Source organism: Shinella sp. Sh6 (assembly GCF_055392685.1).
Genome location: NZ_AP044007.1, coordinates 119,795 through 140,903, shown reverse-complemented (window position 1 = coordinate 140,903; position 21,109 = coordinate 119,795). Strand labels below are relative to the sequence as shown.

General features: G+C 66.5%; 24 protein-coding genes. 14 read left to right on the top strand and 10 right to left on the bottom strand.

Annotation, left to right across the window (positions count from 1 at the left end):
* Positions 1-14 precede the first annotated feature (14 nt).
* The 6 genes from ACZ5TO_RS22805 to ACZ5TO_RS22780 are packed head-to-tail and all read right to left on the bottom strand — an operon-like array spanning position 15 to position 4,127.
* Positions 15-218: a hypothetical protein gene (locus tag ACZ5TO_RS22805; RefSeq protein ID WP_464801248.1), complete on the bottom strand. Its 204-nt coding sequence runs from the start codon at positions 216-218 to the stop codon at positions 15-17.
* Positions 215-1,093 carry a cytochrome-c oxidase, cbb3-type subunit III gene (gene ccoP, locus ACZ5TO_RS22800; RefSeq protein ID WP_464801247.1) on the bottom strand — a complete coding sequence of 293 codons (879 nt, stop codon included), beginning with the start codon at positions 1,091-1,093 and terminating at the stop codon, positions 215-217. The genes ACZ5TO_RS22805 and ccoP overlap by 4 nt, the downstream gene beginning before the upstream one ends.
* A gap of 2 nt (positions 1,094-1,095) precedes the next feature.
* Positions 1,096-1,266: a cbb3-type cytochrome c oxidase subunit 3 gene (locus tag ACZ5TO_RS22795; RefSeq protein ID WP_184142298.1), complete on the bottom strand. Its 171-nt coding sequence runs from the start codon at positions 1,264-1,266 to the stop codon at positions 1,096-1,098.
* Positions 1,267-1,268: 2 nt separating this feature from the next.
* Positions 1,269-2,003, bottom strand: coding sequence for a cytochrome-c oxidase, cbb3-type subunit II (ccoO, locus tag ACZ5TO_RS22790; RefSeq protein ID WP_184142296.1), 735 nt, complete (start codon positions 2,001-2,003; stop codon positions 1,269-1,271).
* 2 nt (positions 2,004-2,005) lie between these two features.
* Positions 2,006-3,664 (bottom strand): cytochrome-c oxidase, cbb3-type subunit I, encoded by a 1,659-nt coding sequence (gene ccoN / locus ACZ5TO_RS22785; protein ID WP_464801246.1) that lies wholly within the window; start codon positions 3,662-3,664, stop codon positions 2,006-2,008.
* A gap of 16 nt (positions 3,665-3,680) precedes the next feature.
* Positions 3,681-4,127, bottom strand: coding sequence for an Rrf2 family transcriptional regulator (locus ACZ5TO_RS22780; RefSeq protein ID WP_464801245.1), 447 nt, complete (start codon positions 4,125-4,127; stop codon positions 3,681-3,683).
* A gap of 387 nt (positions 4,128-4,514) precedes the next feature.
* On the opposite strand from ACZ5TO_RS22780, the gene napE reads away from it, so the two are divergent.
* The 6 genes from napE to ACZ5TO_RS22750 are packed head-to-tail and all read left to right on the top strand — an operon-like array spanning position 4,515 to position 9,147.
* Complete coding sequence (gene napE, locus ACZ5TO_RS22775; RefSeq protein WP_343059465.1) at positions 4,515-4,697, top strand: periplasmic nitrate reductase, NapE protein; 183 nt, start codon at positions 4,515-4,517, stop codon at positions 4,695-4,697.
* Between the two features lie 10 nt (positions 4,698-4,707).
* Positions 4,708-5,220, top strand: a complete 513-nt coding sequence (napF, locus tag ACZ5TO_RS22770) for a ferredoxin-type protein NapF (RefSeq protein WP_464801244.1) — start codon at positions 4,708-4,710, stop codon at positions 5,218-5,220.
* Positions 5,213-5,497: a chaperone NapD gene (locus tag ACZ5TO_RS22765; RefSeq protein WP_464801243.1), complete on the top strand. Its 285-nt coding sequence runs from the start codon at positions 5,213-5,215 to the stop codon at positions 5,495-5,497. The genes napF and ACZ5TO_RS22765 overlap by 8 nt, the downstream gene beginning before the upstream one ends.
* Entirely contained in the window at positions 5,472-7,976 is a 2,505-nt protein-coding gene (gene napA / locus ACZ5TO_RS22760; protein WP_464801242.1) for a periplasmic nitrate reductase subunit alpha, read from the top strand. Before ACZ5TO_RS22765 ends, napA begins: the two co-directional genes overlap by 26 nt.
* Positions 7,946-8,437 (top strand): nitrate reductase cytochrome c-type subunit, encoded by a 492-nt coding sequence (locus tag ACZ5TO_RS22755; RefSeq protein ID WP_184142282.1) that lies wholly within the window; start codon positions 7,946-7,948, stop codon positions 8,435-8,437. The genes napA and ACZ5TO_RS22755 overlap by 31 nt, the downstream gene beginning before the upstream one ends.
* A gap of 5 nt (positions 8,438-8,442) precedes the next feature.
* Entirely contained in the window at positions 8,443-9,147 is a 705-nt protein-coding gene (locus ACZ5TO_RS22750) for a cytochrome c3 family protein (protein WP_464801297.1), read from the top strand.
* Between the two features lie 7 nt (positions 9,148-9,154).
* On the opposite strand, the gene ACZ5TO_RS22745 is transcribed toward ACZ5TO_RS22750, so the two are convergent.
* From ACZ5TO_RS22745 to ACZ5TO_RS22735, 3 genes are read right to left on the bottom strand one after another with little or no spacing between them, the layout of a single operon-like run.
* Positions 9,155-10,132, bottom strand: coding sequence for a quinone oxidoreductase family protein (locus ACZ5TO_RS22745; protein WP_464801241.1), 978 nt, complete (start codon positions 10,130-10,132; stop codon positions 9,155-9,157).
* Between the two features lie 50 nt (positions 10,133-10,182).
* Positions 10,183-10,749: a TetR/AcrR family transcriptional regulator gene (locus ACZ5TO_RS22740; protein WP_464801240.1), complete on the bottom strand. Its 567-nt coding sequence runs from the start codon at positions 10,747-10,749 to the stop codon at positions 10,183-10,185.
* A 51-nt stretch (positions 10,750-10,800) separates the two neighbouring features.
* The gene (locus ACZ5TO_RS22735) at positions 10,801-12,702 is read right to left on the bottom strand and encodes a potassium transporter Kup (RefSeq protein WP_464801239.1); all 1,902 of its coding nucleotides are present in this window, start codon (positions 12,700-12,702) and stop codon (positions 10,801-10,803) included.
* 149 nt (positions 12,703-12,851) lie between these two features.
* Between ACZ5TO_RS22735 and ACZ5TO_RS22730 the strand changes: the two genes are divergently transcribed.
* The gene (locus ACZ5TO_RS22730; protein ID WP_464801238.1) at positions 12,852-13,172 is read left to right on the top strand and encodes a hypothetical protein; all 321 of its coding nucleotides are present in this window, start codon (positions 12,852-12,854) and stop codon (positions 13,170-13,172) included.
* Positions 13,173-13,208: 36 nt separating this feature from the next.
* Here the strand turns inward: ACZ5TO_RS22730 and ACZ5TO_RS22725 are convergent, their stop codons facing one another.
* Complete coding sequence (locus tag ACZ5TO_RS22725) at positions 13,209-15,026, bottom strand: chloride channel protein (protein ID WP_464801237.1); 1,818 nt, start codon at positions 15,024-15,026, stop codon at positions 13,209-13,211.
* Between the two features lie 164 nt (positions 15,027-15,190).
* Here ACZ5TO_RS22725 and ACZ5TO_RS22720 point away from each other — a divergent pair, with 164 nt between their 5' ends.
* The 7 genes from ACZ5TO_RS22720 to ACZ5TO_RS22690 all read left to right on the top strand — a co-directional run bounded on the left by ACZ5TO_RS22720 (position 15,191) and on the right by ACZ5TO_RS22690 (position 21,106).
* A complete protein-coding gene (locus ACZ5TO_RS22720) occupies positions 15,191-15,622 on the top strand; it encodes a MarR family winged helix-turn-helix transcriptional regulator (protein ID WP_184142270.1) in 432 nt (143 codons plus the stop codon).
* 71 nt (positions 15,623-15,693) lie between these two features.
* Positions 15,694-16,599: a DnaJ C-terminal domain-containing protein gene (locus ACZ5TO_RS22715; RefSeq protein ID WP_464801236.1), complete on the top strand. Its 906-nt coding sequence runs from the start codon at positions 15,694-15,696 to the stop codon at positions 16,597-16,599.
* A gap of 2 nt (positions 16,600-16,601) precedes the next feature.
* Entirely contained in the window at positions 16,602-16,880 is a 279-nt protein-coding gene (locus ACZ5TO_RS22710; RefSeq protein ID WP_464801235.1) for a chaperone modulator CbpM, read from the top strand.
* 84 nt (positions 16,881-16,964) lie between these two features.
* On the top strand, positions 16,965-17,555 hold the full coding sequence (locus ACZ5TO_RS22705) for a YqaA family protein (RefSeq protein WP_184143257.1): 591 nt from the start codon (positions 16,965-16,967) through the stop codon (positions 17,553-17,555).
* A 113-nt stretch (positions 17,556-17,668) separates the two neighbouring features.
* Complete coding sequence (locus tag ACZ5TO_RS22700; protein ID WP_464801234.1) at positions 17,669-18,139, top strand: MarR family winged helix-turn-helix transcriptional regulator; 471 nt, start codon at positions 17,669-17,671, stop codon at positions 18,137-18,139.
* On the top strand, positions 18,136-19,335 hold the full coding sequence (locus ACZ5TO_RS22695; protein ID WP_464801233.1) for a multidrug effflux MFS transporter: 1,200 nt from the start codon (positions 18,136-18,138) through the stop codon (positions 19,333-19,335). The genes ACZ5TO_RS22700 and ACZ5TO_RS22695 overlap by 4 nt, the downstream gene beginning before the upstream one ends.
* A gap of 121 nt (positions 19,336-19,456) precedes the next feature.
* Positions 19,457-21,106, top strand: coding sequence for an ABC transporter substrate-binding protein (locus tag ACZ5TO_RS22690; protein WP_464801232.1), 1,650 nt, complete (start codon positions 19,457-19,459; stop codon positions 21,104-21,106).
* Positions 21,107-21,109: the final 3 nt, after the last annotated feature.

Genomic DNA, 21,109 nt, shown 5'->3' with positions numbered 1-21,109 from the left:
GGATGTTCCTCCTTTCAGCAGGACGATTGCGCGGCGCGGAACGTTCCGCCCGCGCCTTCGCTCTTCAGGTGCTGCACGCAGTCGGGCTGCGAGCGCAGCGCGACATGGACGAGATGCGCATTGGCGCCGATGAAAAGCAGCGTGCCGGCGACGACGATGGCAAGCGACGTCCAGCGCCAGTTGATGCGCGGGGCCCCGGGGTTCGCGCCGGCGCTCATCGGGCTGCCTCCCCGAGCGTGCCGACGTAGAGCGCCAGCATCTTGATGTCGACGGGCGAAAGGCGGCCCTCCCAGCTCGGCATATGGCCCTGCCGGCCGGAATAGATCGTGGTGAACACTGTCTGCGCGTCGCTGCCGTAGATCCAGGTCGCATCGGTGAGGTTCGGCGCGCCGGCATCCGTGCTGCCGCGGGCATCCTCGCCATGGCAGGCCACGCAGTTCTCGGCGAAGATCTCCTTGCCCGCCGGAATGCGCGCCTTGTCGGCCTCGCCCATCGGCAGGTTGGAGAGCGAGCGCACATAGGCGGCCACCGCGCGCACCTGGTCGGTTTCCAGGATGCCGCCGCGGCCGAAGGCCATCATCTCGGAGACGCGGGTGTCCGGGCTCGTGCCGTTGATGCCGATGCGGATCGTCTCCTCGATCGTGTCCGGATCGCCGCCCCACAGCCAGGCCTTGGCGGCAAGGTTCGGGAAGCCGGGCCCGCCGGTGCCGCGCACGCCGTGGCAGGCGGCGCAATTGTCGATGAAGAGCGTGCGGCCCGTCTCGCGGACGTGGTGCATCAGCTCGGGGTCGGCGGCGATGTCGGCAAGGCTCGCTTCAGTGACGCGGCCGGTCCAGGCGGCGCGTGCCGTCGCGGCGTCCTCCACCTGCTTCGCCACCACGGCGCGCTGGTCGATGCCGAGCAGGCCCTTGGTATAGGTGACGCCGACCGGCCAGGCCGGCATGAGGATCCAGTAGACGATGGCGAAGAGCGTGGTGACGGCGAGGAAGAAGAAGACGACGCGCGGAATGGGCGTCTCCAGTTCCTCGATGCCGTTCCATTCGTGCCCGGTGGTCAGCCGCCCGGTGGCGGGATCGTGTCGTTCCGTTGCCATGCCTATTCCCCCGGCCGGTCGTTTTTGTCGAGAATGCTCGTCTTGGCGCGGGTGAAGCGCTTCCGGTTGCCCGGCCAGAGCGTGTAGACGAGGACCCCGGCCGCCATGGCGATGAGGTAGAACAGCCCCCAGCTCTTGGAGACGGCGACGACGCTTTCGTGGTCGATGCCCATGGTCATTCCTCCTTCGCCGCCGTTTCCTGATGGGCGGCCTGCGTGAGCTGGCCGACGATCTGGAGATAGGCGACGAGCGCATCCATCTCCGTCAGGGTGCCCGGGTTACCGTCGAAGGCGCGCACGTTGGTCGCTTCGCCGTAGCGCTCGGCAACGCCGCCGGCTTCCGGGCCGTCGGGGTTCGCCTGTCCGCGGGCGTCGGCCACGGCGTTCTCGATCATCGCGTCCGTATAGGGCACGCCGACGTCGCGCTGGGCGGCGAGGTGCTCGCCGAGATCGTCGATCCTGAGTGCGTTGCGCTTCAGCCAGCCGTAGCGCGGCATCACCGATTCCGGCACCACGTCGCGCGGGTTCATGAGATGCGCGACGTGCCAGGCGTCGGAATACTTGCCGCCGAGGCGGGCAAGGTCCGGCCCGGTGCGCTTGGAGCCCCAGAGCATCGGATGGTCGTATTTCGATTCCACGGCCAGCGAATAGGGCCCGTAGCGCTCCACCTCGTCGCGCAGCGTGCGGATCATCTGCGAATGGCAGGCGTAACAGCCCTCGCGGATGTAGATGTTGCGCCCGGCCAGCTCCAGCGGCGTATAGAGCCGCATGTCCGGCGCCTCCTCGACCGTCTCGTGGATGGTGAAGAGCGGGGCGATCTCGACGAGGCCGCCGATGGAGGCGACGCCGACGATGGCGAGCACGAAGCCGATGGCGTTGCGCTCGATCTTGCGGTGGAAGAATTCCTTCATGATCATTCTCCTGCCTGTGCCGCGCCGGCCTGGCCGTAGAGCGGCACGTCGCCGCCGGCTTCGGCCTTGCGGGCATGGCGCGCCATGCGAATCGTCATGGCGACGTTGACGCAGCACACGACGGCGCCGGTCAGGAACAGGAGGCCCCCGAAGGCGCGGGCGATATAATAGGGGTGCATGGCAACCAGGCTGTCGATGAAGGAGTAGGCGAGTGTGCCGCTGTCGTTATAGGTGCGCCACATCAGGCCCTGGATGATGCCCGAATTCCACATGGCGAAGACGTAGACGACGGTGCCGGCGAGCGCGAGCCAGAAATGCAATTCGATCAGCCTCGGCGAATACATGCGCTCCGTCTTCCACATCCACGGCACGAGGGCGTAGAGCGAGCCGAAGGTGATCATCGCCACCCAGCCGAGCGCGCCGGCGTGGACATGGCCGACCGTCCAGTCGGTGTAGTGCGAAAGCGAGTTGACGGCGCGGATCGCCATGAACGAGCCCTCGAAGGTGGAGAGCCCGTAGAAGACAGCCGCGACCATCATGAAGCGCAGCGTCGCGTCGTCGCGGACCTTGTGCCAGGCGCCGTTGAGCGTTGCGAGCGCGTTGCCGGCAGAGGCCCAGGAGGGCACGAGCAGCACGAGGGAGAAGGTCATGCCGAGCGTCTGCACCCATTGCGGCAGCGCCGTGTAATGCAGGTGGTGCGCGCCCGCCCACATATACATGAAGGTGATGCCCCAGAAGGAGATGATGGAGAGCCGGTAGGAGAAGATCGGCCGTCCCGCGCGCTTGGGCAGGTAGTAGTACATCATGCCGAGGAAGCCGGAGGTGAGGAAGAAGGCGACGGCGTTGTGGCCGTACCACCATTGCGTCATGGCATCCTGCACGCCGGAGAACAGCGAATAGCTCTTGGCATGGCCGAAGGTGACGGGCACGGCGAGGTTGTTGACGATGTGCAGCACCGCCACGACCAGGATGAAGGCCATGTAGTACCAGTTGGCCACGTAGATATGCGGCTCCTTGCGGCGCTGGAGCGTGCGGATGTAGAGCAGGAAATAGGCGACCCAGACGATGACCAGCCAGATGTCGGCATACCATTCCGGCTCGGCATATTCCTTCGACTGGGTGACACCGATGAGATAGCCGCTCGCGGCGATCAGACAGAAGAGATTGTAGCCGATCAGGACGAACCACGGGCTGAACTGGTCGGGCAGGCGCGCGCGCGCGGTGCGCTGGAGGACGTGGAAGGACGTGGCGATCAGCGCGTTGCCGCCGAAGCCGAAGATGACGCCGCTGGTGTGCACGGGCCGCAGCCGGCCGAAGCTCGCCCAGGCCGAATCCACGAAGGTCAGCTCCGGCCAGGCAAGCAGCGCGGCGACCCACACGCCGACGAACATGCCGGCGACTGCCCAGGCGAGCGACAGGATGATGCCCACCCGCGTCGGGTCGTCGTAATATTCCGAAAGCCGGCTTTCCGGCGGCTCCGGCGCAAAGAGCGCCGAGAGCACGACGAAGCCGAGGCCGAGGCTGAAGGCGAGAACGATATAGCCGTGCACGGCGAGCGGATCGCCGCGCCCGCCGACCGCCATGGCAAGCCCGGCGAGCGCCAGCGCGCCGAGCACGAAGAGAGCCATATGGCGCTCCGAAACCGTCAATCCCGTGACCATCCGTTTTCCTTCCGTCTTACGCCGCCGCGGCGTCGAGCCCGAGCAGAGGGCCGAGCGTGGCCCTGTTGCGTACGATATCTTCGAGTGTATATTTGTCGAGTACCGCCAGGAAGGCGGCGAGCGCCTCGTGCAGCATTCCCTTGAGCCGGCAGGCCGGGGAGATCGCACAGGACCGGCCGTGCGCCTGCATGCATTCGGTGAGCGAGAATTCCTCTTCCGTTGCCCGCACCAGCGCACCGACCCTGATCTCGCCCGGCGCCATGGCGAGGCGGATGCCGCCGCTGCGCCCGCGCGTCGTCTCGATGATGCCGAGGCCGCGCAGCGTCTGGGCCACCTTGAGGAGGTGGTTGCGCGACAGGTGATAGGCCTCCGCGACGTCGTTGACGGTGCATACGCCGTCCCGGCGCGAGGCAATGTAGATCAGCATGCGCAAGGCATAGTCGGTGTGAAGCGTCATCCGCATGGAATGTCCCCCGGGGCCATGGACGGGCCGCATGCGATAAGAGGTATTTGCGATGCCACTTTTAGCGCAAGGGACCGCACGGTGAAAGTGCAATAGCGTCGCAGGGGCATCGTGGAGAAACGATGCCGGGGTGCCGGGGAAGCCGGGCGCGCCTTCGCATGTAATTCCCGGCGCCCGTCAAATTTAGAATTTAGGGAATCTTGAACTGCACGGGCGTTCCGTTCCGATTTGGTGCAGAGCGATGTATTTTCCGGAATAGTTCCATAACTGTTGTTACGCGATTTTCATGGCGGTTGCGGGAACAAAGTTTATTCTACTTTCTTTTCAAGGCGGTGATGCTAGTATCCGCTCACCGATTTGCCTAAGCGAGGAAGTGTCTTGTCAGAGATTTCGACAGAACAAGCGCCTTCGCAGGTGCCGCGCTCCAGCCGGCGCCGGGAGCTGATCACCTTCCTCGTTCTCGCCTTCGGCATCTGGCCGGTCGTCGCTGTCGGCGTGGTCGGCGGCTACGGCTTCCTCGTCTGGATGTTCCAGATCATCTACGGGCCGCCCGGCCCGCCCGGACATTGAGGGCGGCGCCATGCGGCACGAGGCACTGTCGAGGCGCGATTTCCTGAGAGGCAGCCGGCGGGCCGGCCCCTTGCGCATCCGCCCGCCCGGGTTTGCCGAGGACGGGGCCGAGGACGGGCTTGCCGTCTGTACCGGCTGCGGCGCCTGCGTCGCGCACTGTCCGGCCGGCATCCTCAGCCTTGCGGACGGCCTGCCGGCCGTGGATTTTGCGGTCGGCGAATGCACCTTCTGCGGCGCCTGCGCGCAGCACTGTCCCGAGCCGGTCTTCGCCGATGGCGTTGCCGGCCGCTTCGACCATATCGTCGCCTTCGCCGCCTCGTGCCTGCCCTTCCAGGGCGTGGACTGCCAGGCTTGCCGGGATGCCTGTCCGACGGGGGCGATCCGCTTTCGCCCGGTGCGCGGTGGGCCTTTCGTGCCGGACCTCGCCGCCGATGCCTGCACGGGCTGCGGCGCGTGCATCGCCGTCTGTCCCGTCGGGGCGGTCGCGGTGGCGCCGCCGGAGATGGAGGCCGCCCATGCCTGAGGTGCGTCGCCATCATATTTCCAGCGCGGTCATCGCCGCAAAGCCGGGCTGCCTCGACGGGGTGCTTGCCGCCCTTGCGGGTTTCGAGAATGTCGAGGTGCACGGCGCGGACAAGGGCAAGGTCGTGATCGTCATCGAGGGGCCGTCGACCGGCGTGCTCGGCGATACGCTGATGCGCATCTCCGTCCTCGACGGGGTCATCGCGGCAAATATGGTTTTCGAACATGTCGAAATGGAAGAGGACGAGGCTGATGGGCAGCGAACTGACGCGGCGTGACATCCTGAAGGCCCAGGCGGCGGGCGTGGCGGCAGCGGCCGCCGGCATCGCCCTGCCCGCGGCCGCCCAGCCGGTGCCTGGCGGGGTGAGCGCGCTGGAGATCAAGTGGAGCAAGGCCCCCTGCCGCTTCTGCGGCACGGGCTGCGGCGTCATGGTGGGCGTCAAGGAGGGCAAGGTCGTCGCCACCCACGGCGACATGCAGGCCGAGGTCAACCGCGGCCTCAACTGCATCAAGGGCTATTTCCTCTCCAAGATCATGTACGGCGCCGACCGGCTGACGACGCCGCTCCTGCGCAAGCGCAACGGCGCCTACGCCAAGGACGGCGAGTTCGAGCCGATCACCTGGGAAGAGGCCTTCGACGTGATGGCCCAGCAGGCCAAGAAGGTGCTGAAGGAGAAGGGGCCAACGGCGCTCGGCATGTTCGGTTCCGGCCAGTGGACGATCTTCGAGGGCTATGCCGCGACCAAGCTGATGCGCGCCGGCTTCCGCTCGAACAACCTCGATCCGAACGCCCGCCACTGCATGGCCTCGGCCGCCTACGCCTTCATGCGCACCTTCGGCATGGACGAGCCGATGGGCTGCTACGACGATTTCGAGCATGCCGACGCCTTCGTGCTGTGGGGCTCGAACATGGCGGAGATGCACCCGATCCTGTGGACGCGCATCGCCGACCGGCGGCTCGGAAACGAGCATGTGCGCGTGGCGGTGCTCTCCACCTTCACCCACCGCAGCATGGACCTTGCCGATATTCCGGTGGTCTTCAAGCCGGGCACGGACCTCGTCATCCTCAACTACATCGCCAACCACATCATCCAGTCCGGCCGGGTGAACGAGGACTTTGTGAAGAACCACACGAAGTTCGTGCGCGGCGTCACGGATATCGGCTACGGCCTGCGCCCGGACAATCCGCGCGAGGTGAACGCGGCCAATTCGGCCGATCCCGGCAAGACCGAGGCGATCGATTTCGAGGCCTTCAAGGCTTTCGTCTCGGAATACACGCTGGAGAAGGCGGTCGAGATGACGGGCGTGGAGGCCGGCTTCCTCAAGCAACTCGCCGAGCTCTATGCCGATCCCGACCGCAAGGTCATGTCGCTGTGGACCATGGGCTTCAACCAGCATGTGCGCGGCGTCTGGGCGAACCAGATGGTCTACAACCTGCACCTGCTCACGGGGAAGATCTCCGAGCCGGGCAACAGCCCCTTCTCGCTGACCGGCCAGCCTTCGGCCTGCGGCACGGCGCGCGAGGTCGGCACCTTCGCCCATCGCCTGCCCGCCGACATGACGGTGACGAACCCCGAGCACCGCAAGCACGCCGAGGAGATCTGGCGCATTCCGCACGGCATCATCCCGGAAAAGCCGGGCTATCACGCCGTCGAGCAGGACCGCATGCTGAAGGACGGCAAGCTCAATTTCTATTGGGTTCAGGTCAACAACAACGTCCAGGCCGGGCCGAATACCTCCAACGAGACCTACCGGGGCTACCGGAACCCCGATAATTTCATCGTCGTCTCGGATGCCTATCCGACGATCACCGCGATGAGCGCCGACCTCGTGCTGCCGGCCGCCATGTGGGTGGAGAAGGAAGGCGCCTACGGCAATGCCGAGCGGCGCACCCACGTCTGGCACCAGCTCGTGCAGGCGCCCGGCGAGGCGCGCTCCGACCTCTGGCAGCTCGTCGAGTTCTCCAAGCGCTTCACGACGGACGAGGTCTGGTCGGCGGATATCCTTGCCGCCAACCCGCAATACAAGGGCAAGACGCTCTACCAGGTCCTCTATGCCGAGACCGATGTCGCCAAGTTCCCGTTAAGCGAGGTCGATCCGGGCTACGACAACAACGAGGCGCAGCATTTCGGCTTCTATCTGCAGAAGGGTCTCTTCGAGGAGTATGCCGCCTTCGGCCGTGGCCACGGCCATGACCTTGCGCCCTACGACACGTATCACGAGGTGCGCGGCCTGCGCTGGCCGGTCGTCGACGGCAAGGAGACGCTGTGGCGCTACCGCGAAGGGTACGACCCCTATGTGAAGCCCGGCGAGGGTGTGAAGTTCTACGGCAACAAGGACGGCAAGGCGGCGATCATCGCCGTGCCCTACGAGCCGCCGGCCGAATCGCCCGACGAGGAATACGACACCTGGCTCGTCACCGGCCGCGTGCTGGAGCACTGGCATTCCGGCTCGATGACCATGCGCGTTCCCGAGCTCTTCAAGGCCTTTCCCGGCGCGCGCTGCTTCATGAATGCGGACGACGCGCGCAAGCGCGGCCTCAACCAGGGCTCGGAAATCCGCATCGTCTCGCGGCGCGGCGAGATCCGTTCGCGGGTCGAGACGCGCGGGCGCAACCGCATGCCGCCCGGCGTGATCTTCGTGCCGTGGTTCGATGCCAGCCAGCTCATCAACAAGGTCACGCTCGACGCCACAGATCCCATCTCGAAACAGACGGATTTCAAGAAATGCGCAGTCAAGATCGAACCCGTCGCATGACCCCCCGTCGCAGGTGGGTCTTCGCCGCGCTCGGCGTGGCCGTCATCGCCACCAGCGCCATGGCGCAGATGGTGCCGCAGCTTTCCGGTCCGGACGGCGACAAGATGCAGACGCTGCCGGCCGACCCGCTGCCGAAATGGATCATCGACGACCTGCGGCGCATGCGCGCCTATCCCGAGCAGCCGCCGATCATTCCGCACTCGATCGACGGCTACCAGCTTTCGGTCAACACCAACCGCTGTCTTTCCTGCCACAAGCGCGAGTTCTCGCAGGATGCCGGCGCGCCGATGATCAGCGTCACCCACTACATGACCCGTGAGGGCCAGATGCTCGCCGACGTCTCGCCGCGCCGCTACTTCTGCACCGCCTGCCATGTGCCGCAGGCCGACAGGAAGCCGCTTGTCGGCAACACGTTCAAGGACATGAGCGAGCTCGGCGTCACCGGCGCGGGAAGCGAGTGACGATGATGGCGCGCATCAAGGCAATCCTCCTCTGGGTCTGGACGATCCTGACCACGCCGGCGGCGACCCTCAGCCTCGCCTTCCTGACGCTCGGGGGCTTCGTCGGCGGCGTCATGTTCTGGGGCGCCTTCAACACCGCGCTCGAGCTGACGAACACGGAGAAGTTCTGCACCTCGTGCCACGAGATGCGGGACAACGTCTATCAGGAGCTGACCAACACGGTGCACTTCACCAACCGTTCGGGCGTGCGCGCCTCCTGCCCGGATTGCCATGTGCCGCACCAGTGGACCGACAAGATCGCCCGCAAGATGCAGGCCTCCAAGGAGGTCTGGGGCAAGATCTTCGGCACGATCAACACGCGCGAAAAATTCCTCGACAAGCGGCTGGAGCTTGCCAAGCACGAATGGGCACGCCTCAAGGCGAACGACAGCCTGGAATGCCGCAATTGCCATTCGGCCGTGGCGATGGACTTCACCAAGCAGACCCAGCGCGCCGCCGACATCCACTCGAAATACCTCCTGACCGGCAAGGCGACCTGCATCGACTGCCACAAGGGCATCGCGCACGAGCTGCCGAACATGAAGGGCGTCGATCCCGGCTGGAAGATGCCGAAGGAACTGGAGGGCGAGGAGCTGCCGGCCGCCTCAAACGACGCGATCGGCGATCTCCGCAAGGCCGTCGCCAGCGCCCACCAGTTCGTCGCCTTCTGACGTCCGCTCACGACATGCCGGGGACGAGGAGCAGCTTTCCGGTGGTCTCCCGGCGTTCCATCGACGCGTGGGCCGCGGCGGCATCGGCGAGCGGATAAACGTTGCCGATCTTCACCTTCAACGCCCCTTCCCCGATCCACCGGAAGAGCTGCTGCGCATGGGCGCGCAAAAGCGCCGGGGTGTGGATGTGGTCGGAGAACACGGCATAGCCGAGCTTGATGCTCTTCGGCAGGCTCATGATGTCGAGCGGCCCCGGTCCGCCGAGCACCGGGCCGTACCAGCAGAAGGTGCCGGACCGCCTGAGCGCGGCCAGCGAGCCTTGGAAGGTCGCCGGCCCCGAGCCGTCATAGACGACGTCCACGCCCTCCCCGCCGGTCAGCGCCAGCACGGCATCGGCGAATTCTCCCTTCGCATCCACGACGACGTGCTCGGCGCCGGCTTCCCTGGCGGCGGCGACCTTGGCCTCGGACGAGACCCGGCCGATCACGCGTCCGCCGCGCATCCGGATGATCTGGGTGAGGAGCAGGCCGAGGCCGCCGGCGGCGGCGTGGACGAGCGCGGTGTCGCCCGGCTGCACCGGGTAGAAATCGGTGGCGAAATGGCTTGCCGTCAGCCCCTGCATCATCACGGCGGCGGCGGTGCGGTCGTCGATGCCGTCCGGAATGGCGACCAGCGCATCCGCCGGTATCGAAAGCCGCTCGGCATAGCTGCCGGGCGCATAGACCCAGGCCACCCGGTCGCCGATGGCAAAGTCCCGCACGCCCTCGCCGAGGGCGGCGACCCGCCCTGCCCCCTCGACGCCCAGAATCTTCGGGTTCGCCGTCTCGGTCCAGGCCATGCCCTGGCGGACGCCGATGTCCATGAAGTTCACGCCGGCGGCGGCGATCTCGACGACGACGTGCCCGGGCGCGGCCACAGGTTCGGGGCGGTCGACATGGTCCATGACATCGGCCCCGCCGATGCCGTTCATGACGATGGCTTTCATTTCATGTCCTTTCTTGACTGGTTATTCCAGAATTAGCGAAATTTTTTTGCTCAGGCGATGGCGCGGAGCGTCATCCTGCCCAGCGAGCGCAGGTCGTCGCGGCTCGCCCCTCCCCGCGCGGCTACGCGGATCCCGGCGATACCGGCGATGAGGAAGTTCGCGATCTCCCCTGCCGTGGCGTCGCCGGCGATGTCGCCGTCGGCCTGCGCCTTACGGATACGCTCCTCGGCGGCGGTCTTGAGTTGGAGCGCGGCGGTCTGGCGGAGCGCCGAAAGCTCCTGCCGGCTCTCGCCGAATTCGCAGATCGAGCCGACCCCGAGGCACGCCAGCTGCGCATCCTCGACGACGCGGCCAATCATCGCCCGGATGCCGTCCACCGCGCGGGGCTCGCCGCGCAACGTGGCGATATGGGCGCGCGTCTCGGCGATGGAATAGCGCTCGACGGCGAGGCAGTAGAGCTTCCACTTGTCGCCGAAGGTGTCGTAGAGGCTCTGCCGGCCGATCTTCATCGCCCGCACCAGCATGTCCGTCGACGTGCCCTCGAAGCCGTGCTCCCGGAAAACCCCGATAGCGGCGTCAAGCGCGTCGTCCCTGTCGAATTCCTTGTTCCGTGCCATGACGGGGATATAGGAATACTGGAACGACCTGTCAAGAATTAGGCTCGGGCCTCAAATCGCGACCTGCTCGCCGAGTTCCACGACGCGGTTGGCCGGCAGGCGGAAATAGTCGGACGGGTCGATGCCGAAATCGGCGAGCGCGATGTAGAGCCGCTCCTGCCAGGCCGGCAGGCCGACCGTCGGCGAGCGCACGAGGTTGCGCCGGCCGAGATAGAACGAGGTCTGCATGATCTCGAACTTGAAGCCCTTCTTGCGGCAGAGGCTGAGGGCCTTGGTGATGTTCGGCTCCTCCATGAAGCCGAAGGTGAGGTCGATGCGCAGGAAGCGGTCGCTGAGCGTCTGCATGGCGATGCGGTTTTCCTCCGGCACATAGGGCTTGTCCTGCGTCCAGACGGTGAGGATGACGTTCCGCTCGTGCAGGACGTGGTTGTGCTTGATGTTGTGCAGGAGGACAGCCGGGGTGCGATCCGGCACGCTGGTCAGGAACACGGCCGTTCCGGGCACGATGGCGGGGGCATGGGCGGACTTCTTGTCGAGTGCGGCGATGAAGTCGGTGAGCGGGACGTCGTTCTGCGCCGTCTTGTCCTTGAGGTACTTCGTGCCGCGCGTCCACGTCCACATGACGATCATGATGGAGAGCGCGAGCGCCACCGGCACCCAGCCGCCGTCATGAATCTTCAGGAGGTTCGCCGCCAGGAACACGCCCTCGATCATGAGGAGCGGCAGGAGGAGCAGCGTGGCGGTGACGGTGGAATAGCGCCAGATCTGCCGCAGGAACTGGTGCGCCATCAGCGTCGTGACGACCATCGCGCCAGTGACCGAGATGCCGTAGGCCGTCGCCAGCGATTCGGAGCTGCGGAAGGAGAAGATGAGGACGATGACGCCGATGAAGAGAACGCTGTTGACCGCCGGAACGTAGATCTGCCCGGTGTTGGTCTCGGAGGTGAACTTGATCATCAGGCGCGGCAGGAAGCCGAGGTGCACGGCCTGGCGGGCAAGCGAGAAGGCGCCGGTGATCACCGCCTGGCTGGCGATGATGGTCGCCATGGTGGCGAGGATGACGATGGGCAGCAGCGCCCAGTCGGGATAGAGCAGGAAGAACGGGTTCGCCACCGCCTCGGGATGGGTGAGGATCAGCGCGCCCTGGCCGAGATAGTTGAGCGCGAGCGCCGGGAAGACGAGGATGAACCAGGCGATCTGGATCGGCTTGCGGCCGAAATGGCCGAGGTCTGCATAGAGCGCCTCGGCCCCGGTGACGGTGAGGAAGACGGCGCCGAGCACGATCAGCCCGACGCTGCCGGCATGGGTGATGAACCAGAGCGCGTTCAGCGGGTTGAGCGCTTCGAGGATCGTCAGGTCGTCGCCCATGTGGATGAGGCCGCCCCAGGCCATGGCGAAGAACCAGAGCACCATGACCGGGCCGAAGAAGTTGGAGACGGCGGCGGTACCCTTCGACTGGACGAGGAAGAGCCCCACCATGATCGCCGCCGACATGGGCAGCACGTAGCCGGCAAAGGCCGGCGTCACGAGGTTGAGGCCTTCGAGCGCCGACATGACGGAGAGCGCGGGGGTGATCATCGCATCGCCGATGAAGAGCGCGGCACCGATGACGCCGGCGAAGAAGAGGACCGGCAGGTAGCTGCCCGACTTCTTCATGAGAAGGGCGAGCAGCGAGAGCGTGCCCCCTTCTCCGTCGTTGTCGGCGCGCAGCAGGAACAGCACGTATTTGAAGGTGACGATGACGGTCAGCGTCCAGACCATCAGCGAGATGAGGCCGATGACGACGTCCTGCCGGACGACCCCGTTGGCCACGAACGGCCGCAGCGCCTCGCGGAAGGCATAGAGCGGGCTGGTGCCGATGTCGCCGTAGACGACACCGATCGAGCCGAGAAGCAGCACAAGGAACTTGCGCAGTTCGGGTTTGTCGCCGGCGGCGGCGTGCAACGATGTCATGGAATGGATCCCTGCGATCTGCTTGGTGAGCGGGAATATGGTGCAAAGCACAATCGCTTGCAATGCGGTCCGGTTCCGGGCCCACGCGGCCAGCTTGAAATTATATCGTGATGCGATATAATCGCGATCTTGGATGGAGACCCGAAGCCATGTCCGAAAACCTGGAAAGCCTGAAAGCCGAGCTTCTCGAACTGGACCGCCAACTCCAGCTTGCCGCGCGCCCGCAGGCGCACGGGCCGGAGGCCGCCGCCACATCCCCCTCGGGGCAGATGGCGGCGCTGAAGAGCAAGCTCGACGAGCGGCTGGGCAGCCTCGACGGCAATGCGTGGCAGCTTCTTCTCCTCGAATGGCGCTACGATTTCGCGCTGCTCTTCGACCATGCCCGCCAGTGGATGAGCCAGGTGGATTCCGGGTTCAACACGGAGCCGGCCGGCCAGTCCCCCAGGCAGGGCTCCGTGCTCCCGCGCTGAGAAGCGCGGCGGCCCTGGCCGCCGCGGCAGCGCCGCTCAGCCGGCCTTGCCGGCTTCCGCCTTTTTCGGCCCGAGATAGGGCTTCCGCTCGTTTTCCAGCGCGTTGGCCGCATGGCGAAGCCGCAGCAGGTCCTTGCGGGCCAGGAGGCCCTGCAGGCGTCCCGTCTGCGGATCGACGATCGGGATGCGGCCGACATCGGCGGCGAGCATCAGGTCGGCGACGTAGCCGATCGTGTCGTCGGGATGGGCGAGGGGCACCGACGTGTCGGAGACGTGATCGTCGAGGGTCTGCTTGTCCGGCGTCCGGTCCTGCTGCCAGCGCAGCGCGTCGCCGCGCGAGACGAGGCCCTTGACCAGCCCGTCCGCATCGACGACCGGATAGACGCGGTGCGTGCGCGCCGTCTCGGCGAAGAAGGCGGAGGCCGCCTCGACCGTCATGTCGGCCGGCAGCGTGTCGACCTCGCCGATCATGATGTCGCGCGCCCGCGTGTATTCGAAGGGATCGATGCCGTATTCGCGGGTGATGTGCTGGCCGCGGCGGGCGATCTTTTCCGTGAGGATCGACCGGCGCAGGAGGAGAACGGTCACGGCATAGGCCGAGACCGTCGCCGCCAGAAGCGGCATCAGGATCGAGACGTCGCCGGTCAGCTCCATCGCGAAGAACGTGCCGGTCAGCGGCGCGCGCATCGTCCCGCCCATCATGGCGGCCATGCCGAGCAGCGCCCAGAAGCCCGGGTCGCCGGGCAAGACGAGGCCGATCAGCCAGCCGAGCGCCCCGCCGAAGATGAGGAGCGGCGCAAGCACGCCCCCCGATGTGCCGGAGGAGAGCGAGACGAGCCAGACGGAGGCCTTGACCACGAGGATCGTCAGCACCGCCTGCGGCAGCAGCCGGCTGTTCAGCAGGCCGTCGATGATGTCGTAGCCGACGCCGAGCACGCGCGGCTCGATCAGGCCGCCGAGGCCGACGATGGCGCCGCCGATGGCCGGCCACCACATCCAATGGATGGGCAGCGCCTCGAAGGTGTCCTCGATCTTGTAGAGCAGCGCGGTGAAGAGGCCGGACTGCAGGCCGGTGACGATGCCCATCAGCGCGCAGAGGCCGATGACCCACCAGGGCAGGTCCATATGGAACTGCTTGGGGAAAAGCGCGCCGCTGCCGAACAGGAAGGGGCGCCAGCAGGCCGACACGCAGGCCGCGACGGCGACAGGAATGAAGCTGCGCGGCTTCCATTCGAAGAGCAGGAGTTCGACGGCGAGCGTCACGGCGGCGATCGGCGAGCTGAAGATCGCCGTCATGCCAGAGGCGGCGCCGGCGACGAGCAGCGTCTTGCGCTCGGCCGAGCTCAGGTGGAAATACTGGGCGAAGAGCGAGCCGATGGCCCCGCCCGTCATGATGATCGGGCCTTCCGCGCCGTAGGGGCCGCCCGTGCCGATGGAAATCGCCGAGGAGAGCGGCTTCAGCACCGCGACCTTCGGCGACATGCGGCTGCCGCCGATGAGGATCGCCTCGATGGCCTCGGGAATGCCGTGGCCGCGGATCTTCTCCGATCCGTAGCGGGCCATCAGGCCGATCATGAGGCCGCCGATGGCGGGCACCGCGACCATCCACAGCGAGCGGTGGGCTTCGCCGGGCGTGGCCGGGCCGATGCTGAACTGCCCGAACCAGGCGAGGTTGGTGACGAGCGCGATGAGATCCAGCAGCAGCCGGGCGGAGAAGGCGCCGGCGGTGCCGATGATCAGCGCCATGCCGATCAGCGCGAGGACGCGCCTGTCCGTCGTGAAGTCTCCGGCCTCGCGCCGGGCAAGGCCCCCGGTGAAGTCGTGCGGCCGGTGAGGGCTTTTCTGTTGCGGCATGCTGCGTCCTGTCGCTTGCGTTCTGGTGGAGGCCGCCAATATATCGTACTGCGATATAAATCAACAGGTGCCGTGCCGAAGCGACGACATCGGGCCGGCCTACACGTTTGCGGCGCAATGGGGTAAGGTTGGTTGCACGCGCCACGGAAAGCAGGGATGGGGGAATGCCGAAGGAAAAACTGACCGATGCCGACTACGAGGGCCTGTCCAACCTGCGCTACACGCTGCGGCGGTTCATGGATTTCAGCACGTCGGCGGCCCATGGCGAGGGACTTCCGCCCCAGCAGCACCAGGCCCTGCTGGCGATCCGCGGCTATCGGGAAGGCGAGGCCATGACGGTGGGCAAGCTCGCCGAGCGCCTGCTGATCGCGCCCCATTCGGCGACGGAACTGGTCGGCCGGCTGGTCGCCGCCGGCTATGTGCGCCGCCGCACCGATCCGGCCGACCGCCGCCGCCAGACGCTGGAACTGACCGACAAGGCCGACGACGTGCTCGAACGGCTGACCGCCATCCACCTCACCGAGATCCGCGAAATGGCCCCTCGCCTCATCGATATCCTGATGCGGCTGCAGGAGGCGCGGGAGGCGAACGCGTAAAGGCTGCCCGTTGCCGAAGGCGGGCTCCGACCTCATATAATGACGAATTCAATTCCAACCGGAGCGTACCCGTGAGCAATCCGTATGAGGTTCTTGGCGTTTCGGCGAGCGCCTCGCCGGCCGAGATCCAGAGTGCCTACCGCAAGCTTGCCAAGAAGCTGCACCCCGACCTCAATCCGGGCGACAAGTCGGCCGAGGAGAAGTTCAAGGAGGTGGCGGCCGCCTACGACCTTCTTGGCGATGCCGACAAGCGCAGGCGCTTCGACGCCGGCGAGATCGACGCGTCGGGCGCCGAGCGGCCGCCGCCGCGCCAGAACTACTACCGCGACTATGCCGGCGCCGATACCGGCCATCCCTATGCCAGTACGTCGGGCTTCTCCGACTTCATGGACAGCGACGACATCTTCGCCGACCTCCTGCGGCGCGGCCAGCGGGCGCAGGCCAACCGGCGCGGGCAGGACCTGCACTACCGGCTGGCGATCGACTTTTCCGAATCGATCGCCGGTGCGGGCAAGCGCATCACGCTGCCGGACGGCGGGACGCTGGACGTGAAGATCCCGCCGGGCCTCGTCAGCGGCCAGACGCTTCGGCTGAAGGGCAAGGGCGCGCCGGGCGCGGGAACCGGGGGAGCGGGCGATGCGCTGATCGAGGTGGAGGTGCTGCCCGACCCGCGCTTCGAACGGGAGGGCGACGACATCACGATCGAGCTTGCCGTCTCGCTGAGCGAGGCGGTGCTTGGCGGTCGCATCCGCGTTCCGACGGCGACGGGGGCGGTGACGATGGCGGTGCCGAAGGGCTCGAACACGGGCACGGTGCTGCGGCTGAAGGGCAAGGGTGCGCCGAAGCGCGGCGGCGGGTCCGGCGACCAGTTCGTGAAGCTGAAGGTGGTGCTGCCGAGCCCGCCGGATGCGGAGCTCGAGGCGTTCGTTTCGGGCTGGGCGAAGGGCAAGGCGTTCGACCCGCGCAAGGAGGGCTGACGATGAGGATGGACAAGCAGACGTTCCTGAAGACGTCGGGCCTGCAGGTGAAGGTCCTGGAGCTGTGGATCGAGCAGGAATGGCTGGTTCCCGAAGAGACGCCGACGGGCCTCCACTTCCAGGAGATCGACGTTGCGCGGGTCCGGCTGATCCGGGAGCTGCAGTCGCGGATCGGCGCGAACGACGCGGGGATCGACGTGATCCTGCACCTGATGGACCAGCTCCACGGCATGCGCCGCGCCATGGAAGAGATCAGGCGCGATATGGCGAAGAAGGGTTGAGTTCGGCCGGCGAACGATATACCTCACCCGGGCGGCGCCCGCCCGGGCCTGCCGCCATCCGGCTTTCCGCAGGGCGCAGACTTCATGCTACGAAAACTCTATGCCTGGACGCTGTCGCTGGCAGGCCGCAAGGCGGCGGAAGCCTGGCTTGCGCTCATTGCCTTCGTCGAAAGCTCCATCTTCCTCGTTCCGGCGGACGTCCTCTTCCTGCCCATGGCGCTGGCGCGGCCGGAGCGGGTCTACCGCTATGCGTTCGTCGCGACGGCGGCGTCCGTGGCGGGCGGCATCGCCGGCTGGCTGCTCGGCTTCTATGCCTATGAAAGCATCGCCAAGCCGATCCTCGCCTTCTACGGCAAGCTGGATACGTTCGAGCAGTTGAAATCCCATGTCGGGGAGGAGCAGCTCAACCTGCTGCTCGTCACTTCGGGCCTTGCGCACCTGCCGCCGATCAAGGTGGTGACGATCCTTGCCGGCGTCGCGCATGTGAAGCTCTGGCATTTCGTGGTGTCCGCCGTCATTGCCCGGGGCCTGCGCTTCTATCTCCTGGCCTTCCTGCTGAAGCGTTACGGCGTGACGATCCAGGCCTTCATCGAAAAGCGCCTGGGGCTCATTCTCGGCGCCGTCGCCGTCGTCCTCATCGGGCTCTACGTGGCCTGGCGCCTGCTGGCGGGCTGACGCCTCCCCTCCCCTTTTCTGCCCGGCCTGAGCGGCGGTTGTACGATCCCGCTTGCAATTAGTTTGTATGTCATCTATTTAGTTAATATACAAACAATCGAGCCTCGGGCAGCATGACCTCCGATATCGACGATACCCTCTCAACCAGCCGCTTCGGCGCGCTCGTCAGCCTCGCCGCCCGGCAATGGCGGCGGGCGGTGGATGCGCGCCTCCAGGCCTTCGGGCTCACGGAGGCGACGTGGCTGCCGCTCCTGCGGCTCGCACAGGCGGGAAAGCCCATGCGGCAGAAGGACCTTGCCGCCGTGCTCACGCTCGATACTTCCTCCATGGTCCGCATCCTCGGCAATCTCGACGCGGCCGGCCTCATCGAGCAGCGGCCGGACGATGAGGACCGCCGCGCCAAGGCGATCAGCGTCACCCCGGCGGGGCTGGCGCTGGTGCGGCAGGTGGAGAGCGTTTCCGAGGATGTCGAGCGCGAGGTGCTGGAGGGCCTGCCTTCGGGCGATGCCGATGCGGCGCGCCGCGTCCTCGTGGCGGTGTGCCGCCGCCTGATGGCGGCAAACGAAGGCGACAGAAGATCATGACCGTCGTTTCGAGCCATGGCGGCCCGCGGGCCGGCGCCGTCCGCACGCCGCTCTGGCTGTTGGCGCTCATCACGCTCAGCGGGACGCTGGCGATGCACATCTTCGTGCCGGCGCTCCCCGTTGCCGCCAAGGCGCTCGGCGCGACGACCCATGCCACGCAGCTCACGCTCAGCACCTATATCGTCGGCCTTGCCGTCGGCCAGCTCGTCTACGGCCCGATTTCCGACCGCTACGGCCGCCGCCCGGTGCTGGTCGCCGGCATGGTGCTCTACACGGCGGCAAGCGCGGCCTGCTTCTTCGCGCCGACCATCGGCATCCTCATCGTCGCCCGCCTGTTCCAGGCGCTCGGCGGCTGCGCGGGCCTCGTGCTCGGCCGGGCGATCGTGCGGGACGGGGCCTCGGGCGCCGAGGCCGCGCGCAAGCTCTCGCTGATGAACCTGATGACGATGGCCGGCCCGGGCCTTGCGCCGCTGCTCGGCAGCGCGCTTGCCGAAACCACCGGCTGGCGCTCCATCTTCGTGGCGCTCACCGTGCTCGGCCTTGCCAACCTCGTGCTGATCCACGGGCTGCTCAAGGACGGACCGGCGCAGCCGGGCAACGACGTGTGGCAGGTCGCCCGCAACTATCTCGCCCTGCTGCGCTCGCGCCCCTTCCTCGGCTACACCATCGGCGGCGGCTGCGCCACGACCGCGCTCTATGCCTATATCGGCGCGGCGCCCTTCATCTTCGTCGACCAGTTGCACCTGCCGACCTACGAGGTGGGTGTATATCTCGCCATCAACGTCGCCGGCATCTGGTTCGGCAGCCTTGCCGCCAGCCGCGCCGTCAGCCGCATGCCGACGACGCGGGTGATGGTCATGGGCAATATCGTGAGCTGCGTGGCGGCCGCATTCTTCTTCGCCGCTGCGCTCGCCGGCCCGCCGAACGCGGCCTTCGCGGTCGTGCCCATGCTGTTCTTCAGCTTCGGCGCGGGCTTCGCCTCCCCCGCCGCGCTGACGGAGGCGCTCGGCGTCAATCCGCAGGCGGCCGGCTCGGCCTCCGGGCTCTACGGCGCGGCGCAGATGGCGATCGGCGCGGCCTGCACGGCGCTCGGCGGCCTCGGCGGCAACCCGATGCTGGCGGCCGGCAGCGTCCTTCTCGGCGCGGGGCTGCTCGCGCAGGCCTGCTTCTGGCTCGCCGGCCGGAGCCGCGCCTGAAACGGCCCTCTATATGCGTCTTTGCTTGCGAAGGGGATGAATTCAAAGAGGGATTGTCTTTACCCGCCCTCTCGTGATTGAATTTCAAAAGAGAACAATCACGATGGAACGGGGAACTTTCATGATGAGCGAAAACATTACCATGCGCATGCGTCCGCTGCTGGCGGGGGCTGCCTTCTCGCTGCTGCTGGTTTCCGGCGGCATGGCGCCGGCCTTCGCGGAAACGCCGGCCGACACGCTGGTCGAGGCCTGGGCCATCGACGACACGATCACGCTGGACCCGGCCGAATCCTTCGAGCTGTCGCCGGCCGAATTCATCGGCAACGCCTACGACATGCTGGTGCGCCTCGACATCAACGACACCACCAAGGTCAAGGGCGGCATCGCCGACAGCTGGACCGTCTCCGACGACGGCCTGACCTATACGTTCAAGCTGAAGCCCGGCATCAAGTTCGCCTCCGGCAACCCGATCACCGCCGAGGACGTCGCCTGGTCGTTCGAGCGCGTCGTCAAGCTCGACAAGAGCCCCGCCTTCATCCTCACGCAGTTCGGCCTGACGGGCGACAACGTCGCGGAAAAGGCCAAGGCCGTGGACGACACCACCTTCGTCTTCACCGTCGACAAGGCCTATGCGCCGAGCTTCGTGCTCAACTGCCTCACCGCCACGGTCGGCGCCGTGCTCGACAAGAAGCTGGTGATGGAGCACGCCGAGGCCACCACGCCGAACGACGAATACAAGTACGACACCGATTTCGGCTATGCGTGGATGAAGACCCACTATGCCGGCTCCGGCCCGTTCTCGATCCGCGACTGGCGCGCCAACGAGATCGTCGTCATGGAGCGCAACGAGAACTACTACGGCGACAAGCCGGCGCTCGCCCGCGTCATCTACCGCCACGTCAAGGAAAGCGCGACCCAGCGCCTGATGCTGGAAGCCGGCGACGTCGACGTCGCCCGTAACCTGGAACCGGGCGATCTGGAGGCCGTTTCCAAGAACCCGGACCTGACGACCGCCAGCGCGGCCAAGGGCACGGTCTATTACATCAGCCTCAACCAGAAGAACGAGAAGCTCGCCAAGCCCGAGGTGCGCGAGGCCTTCAAATACCTCGTCGACTACGACGCGATCGGCTCCACCCTGCTCAAGGGCGTCGGCGAGGTCCGCCAGACCTACCAGGCCAAGGGCGTGCTCGGCGCGCTGGAGGAGAACCCCTACAAGTTCGACGTCGCCAAGGCGAAGGAGCTGCTGGAAAAGGCGGGCCTCAAGGACGGCTTCTCCGTGACCTTCGACGTGCGCAACACGCAGCCCGTGACCGGCATTGCCGAATCCTTCCAGCAGACCGCCGCGCAGGCCGGCGTGAAGATCGAGATCATCCCCGGCGACGGCAAGCAGACGCTCACCAAGTACCGCGCCCGCAACCACGACCTCTATATCGGCCAGTGGGGCATGGACTACTGGGACCCGAACTCGAACGCGGAAGCCTTCACCTCGAACCCGGACAACGGCGACGACGCCTCCCTCAAGACGCTCGCCTGGCGCAATGCCTGGGACATTCCGGAGCTGACGGAGCAGGTCAAGGCCGCCCTCCTCGAGCGCGATTCCGACAAGCGTGCCGAGCTTTACAAGAAGCTCCAGCAGGAAGCGCTCGAAACCAGCCCCTTCGTCATGCTCTACCAGCAGATCGAGGTTGCGGGCGTGCGCGGCAACGTCAAGGGCTACAAGCTGGGGCCGAGCTTCGATTCGAACCCGCTCGCGCCCATCTCCAAGGACTGACCT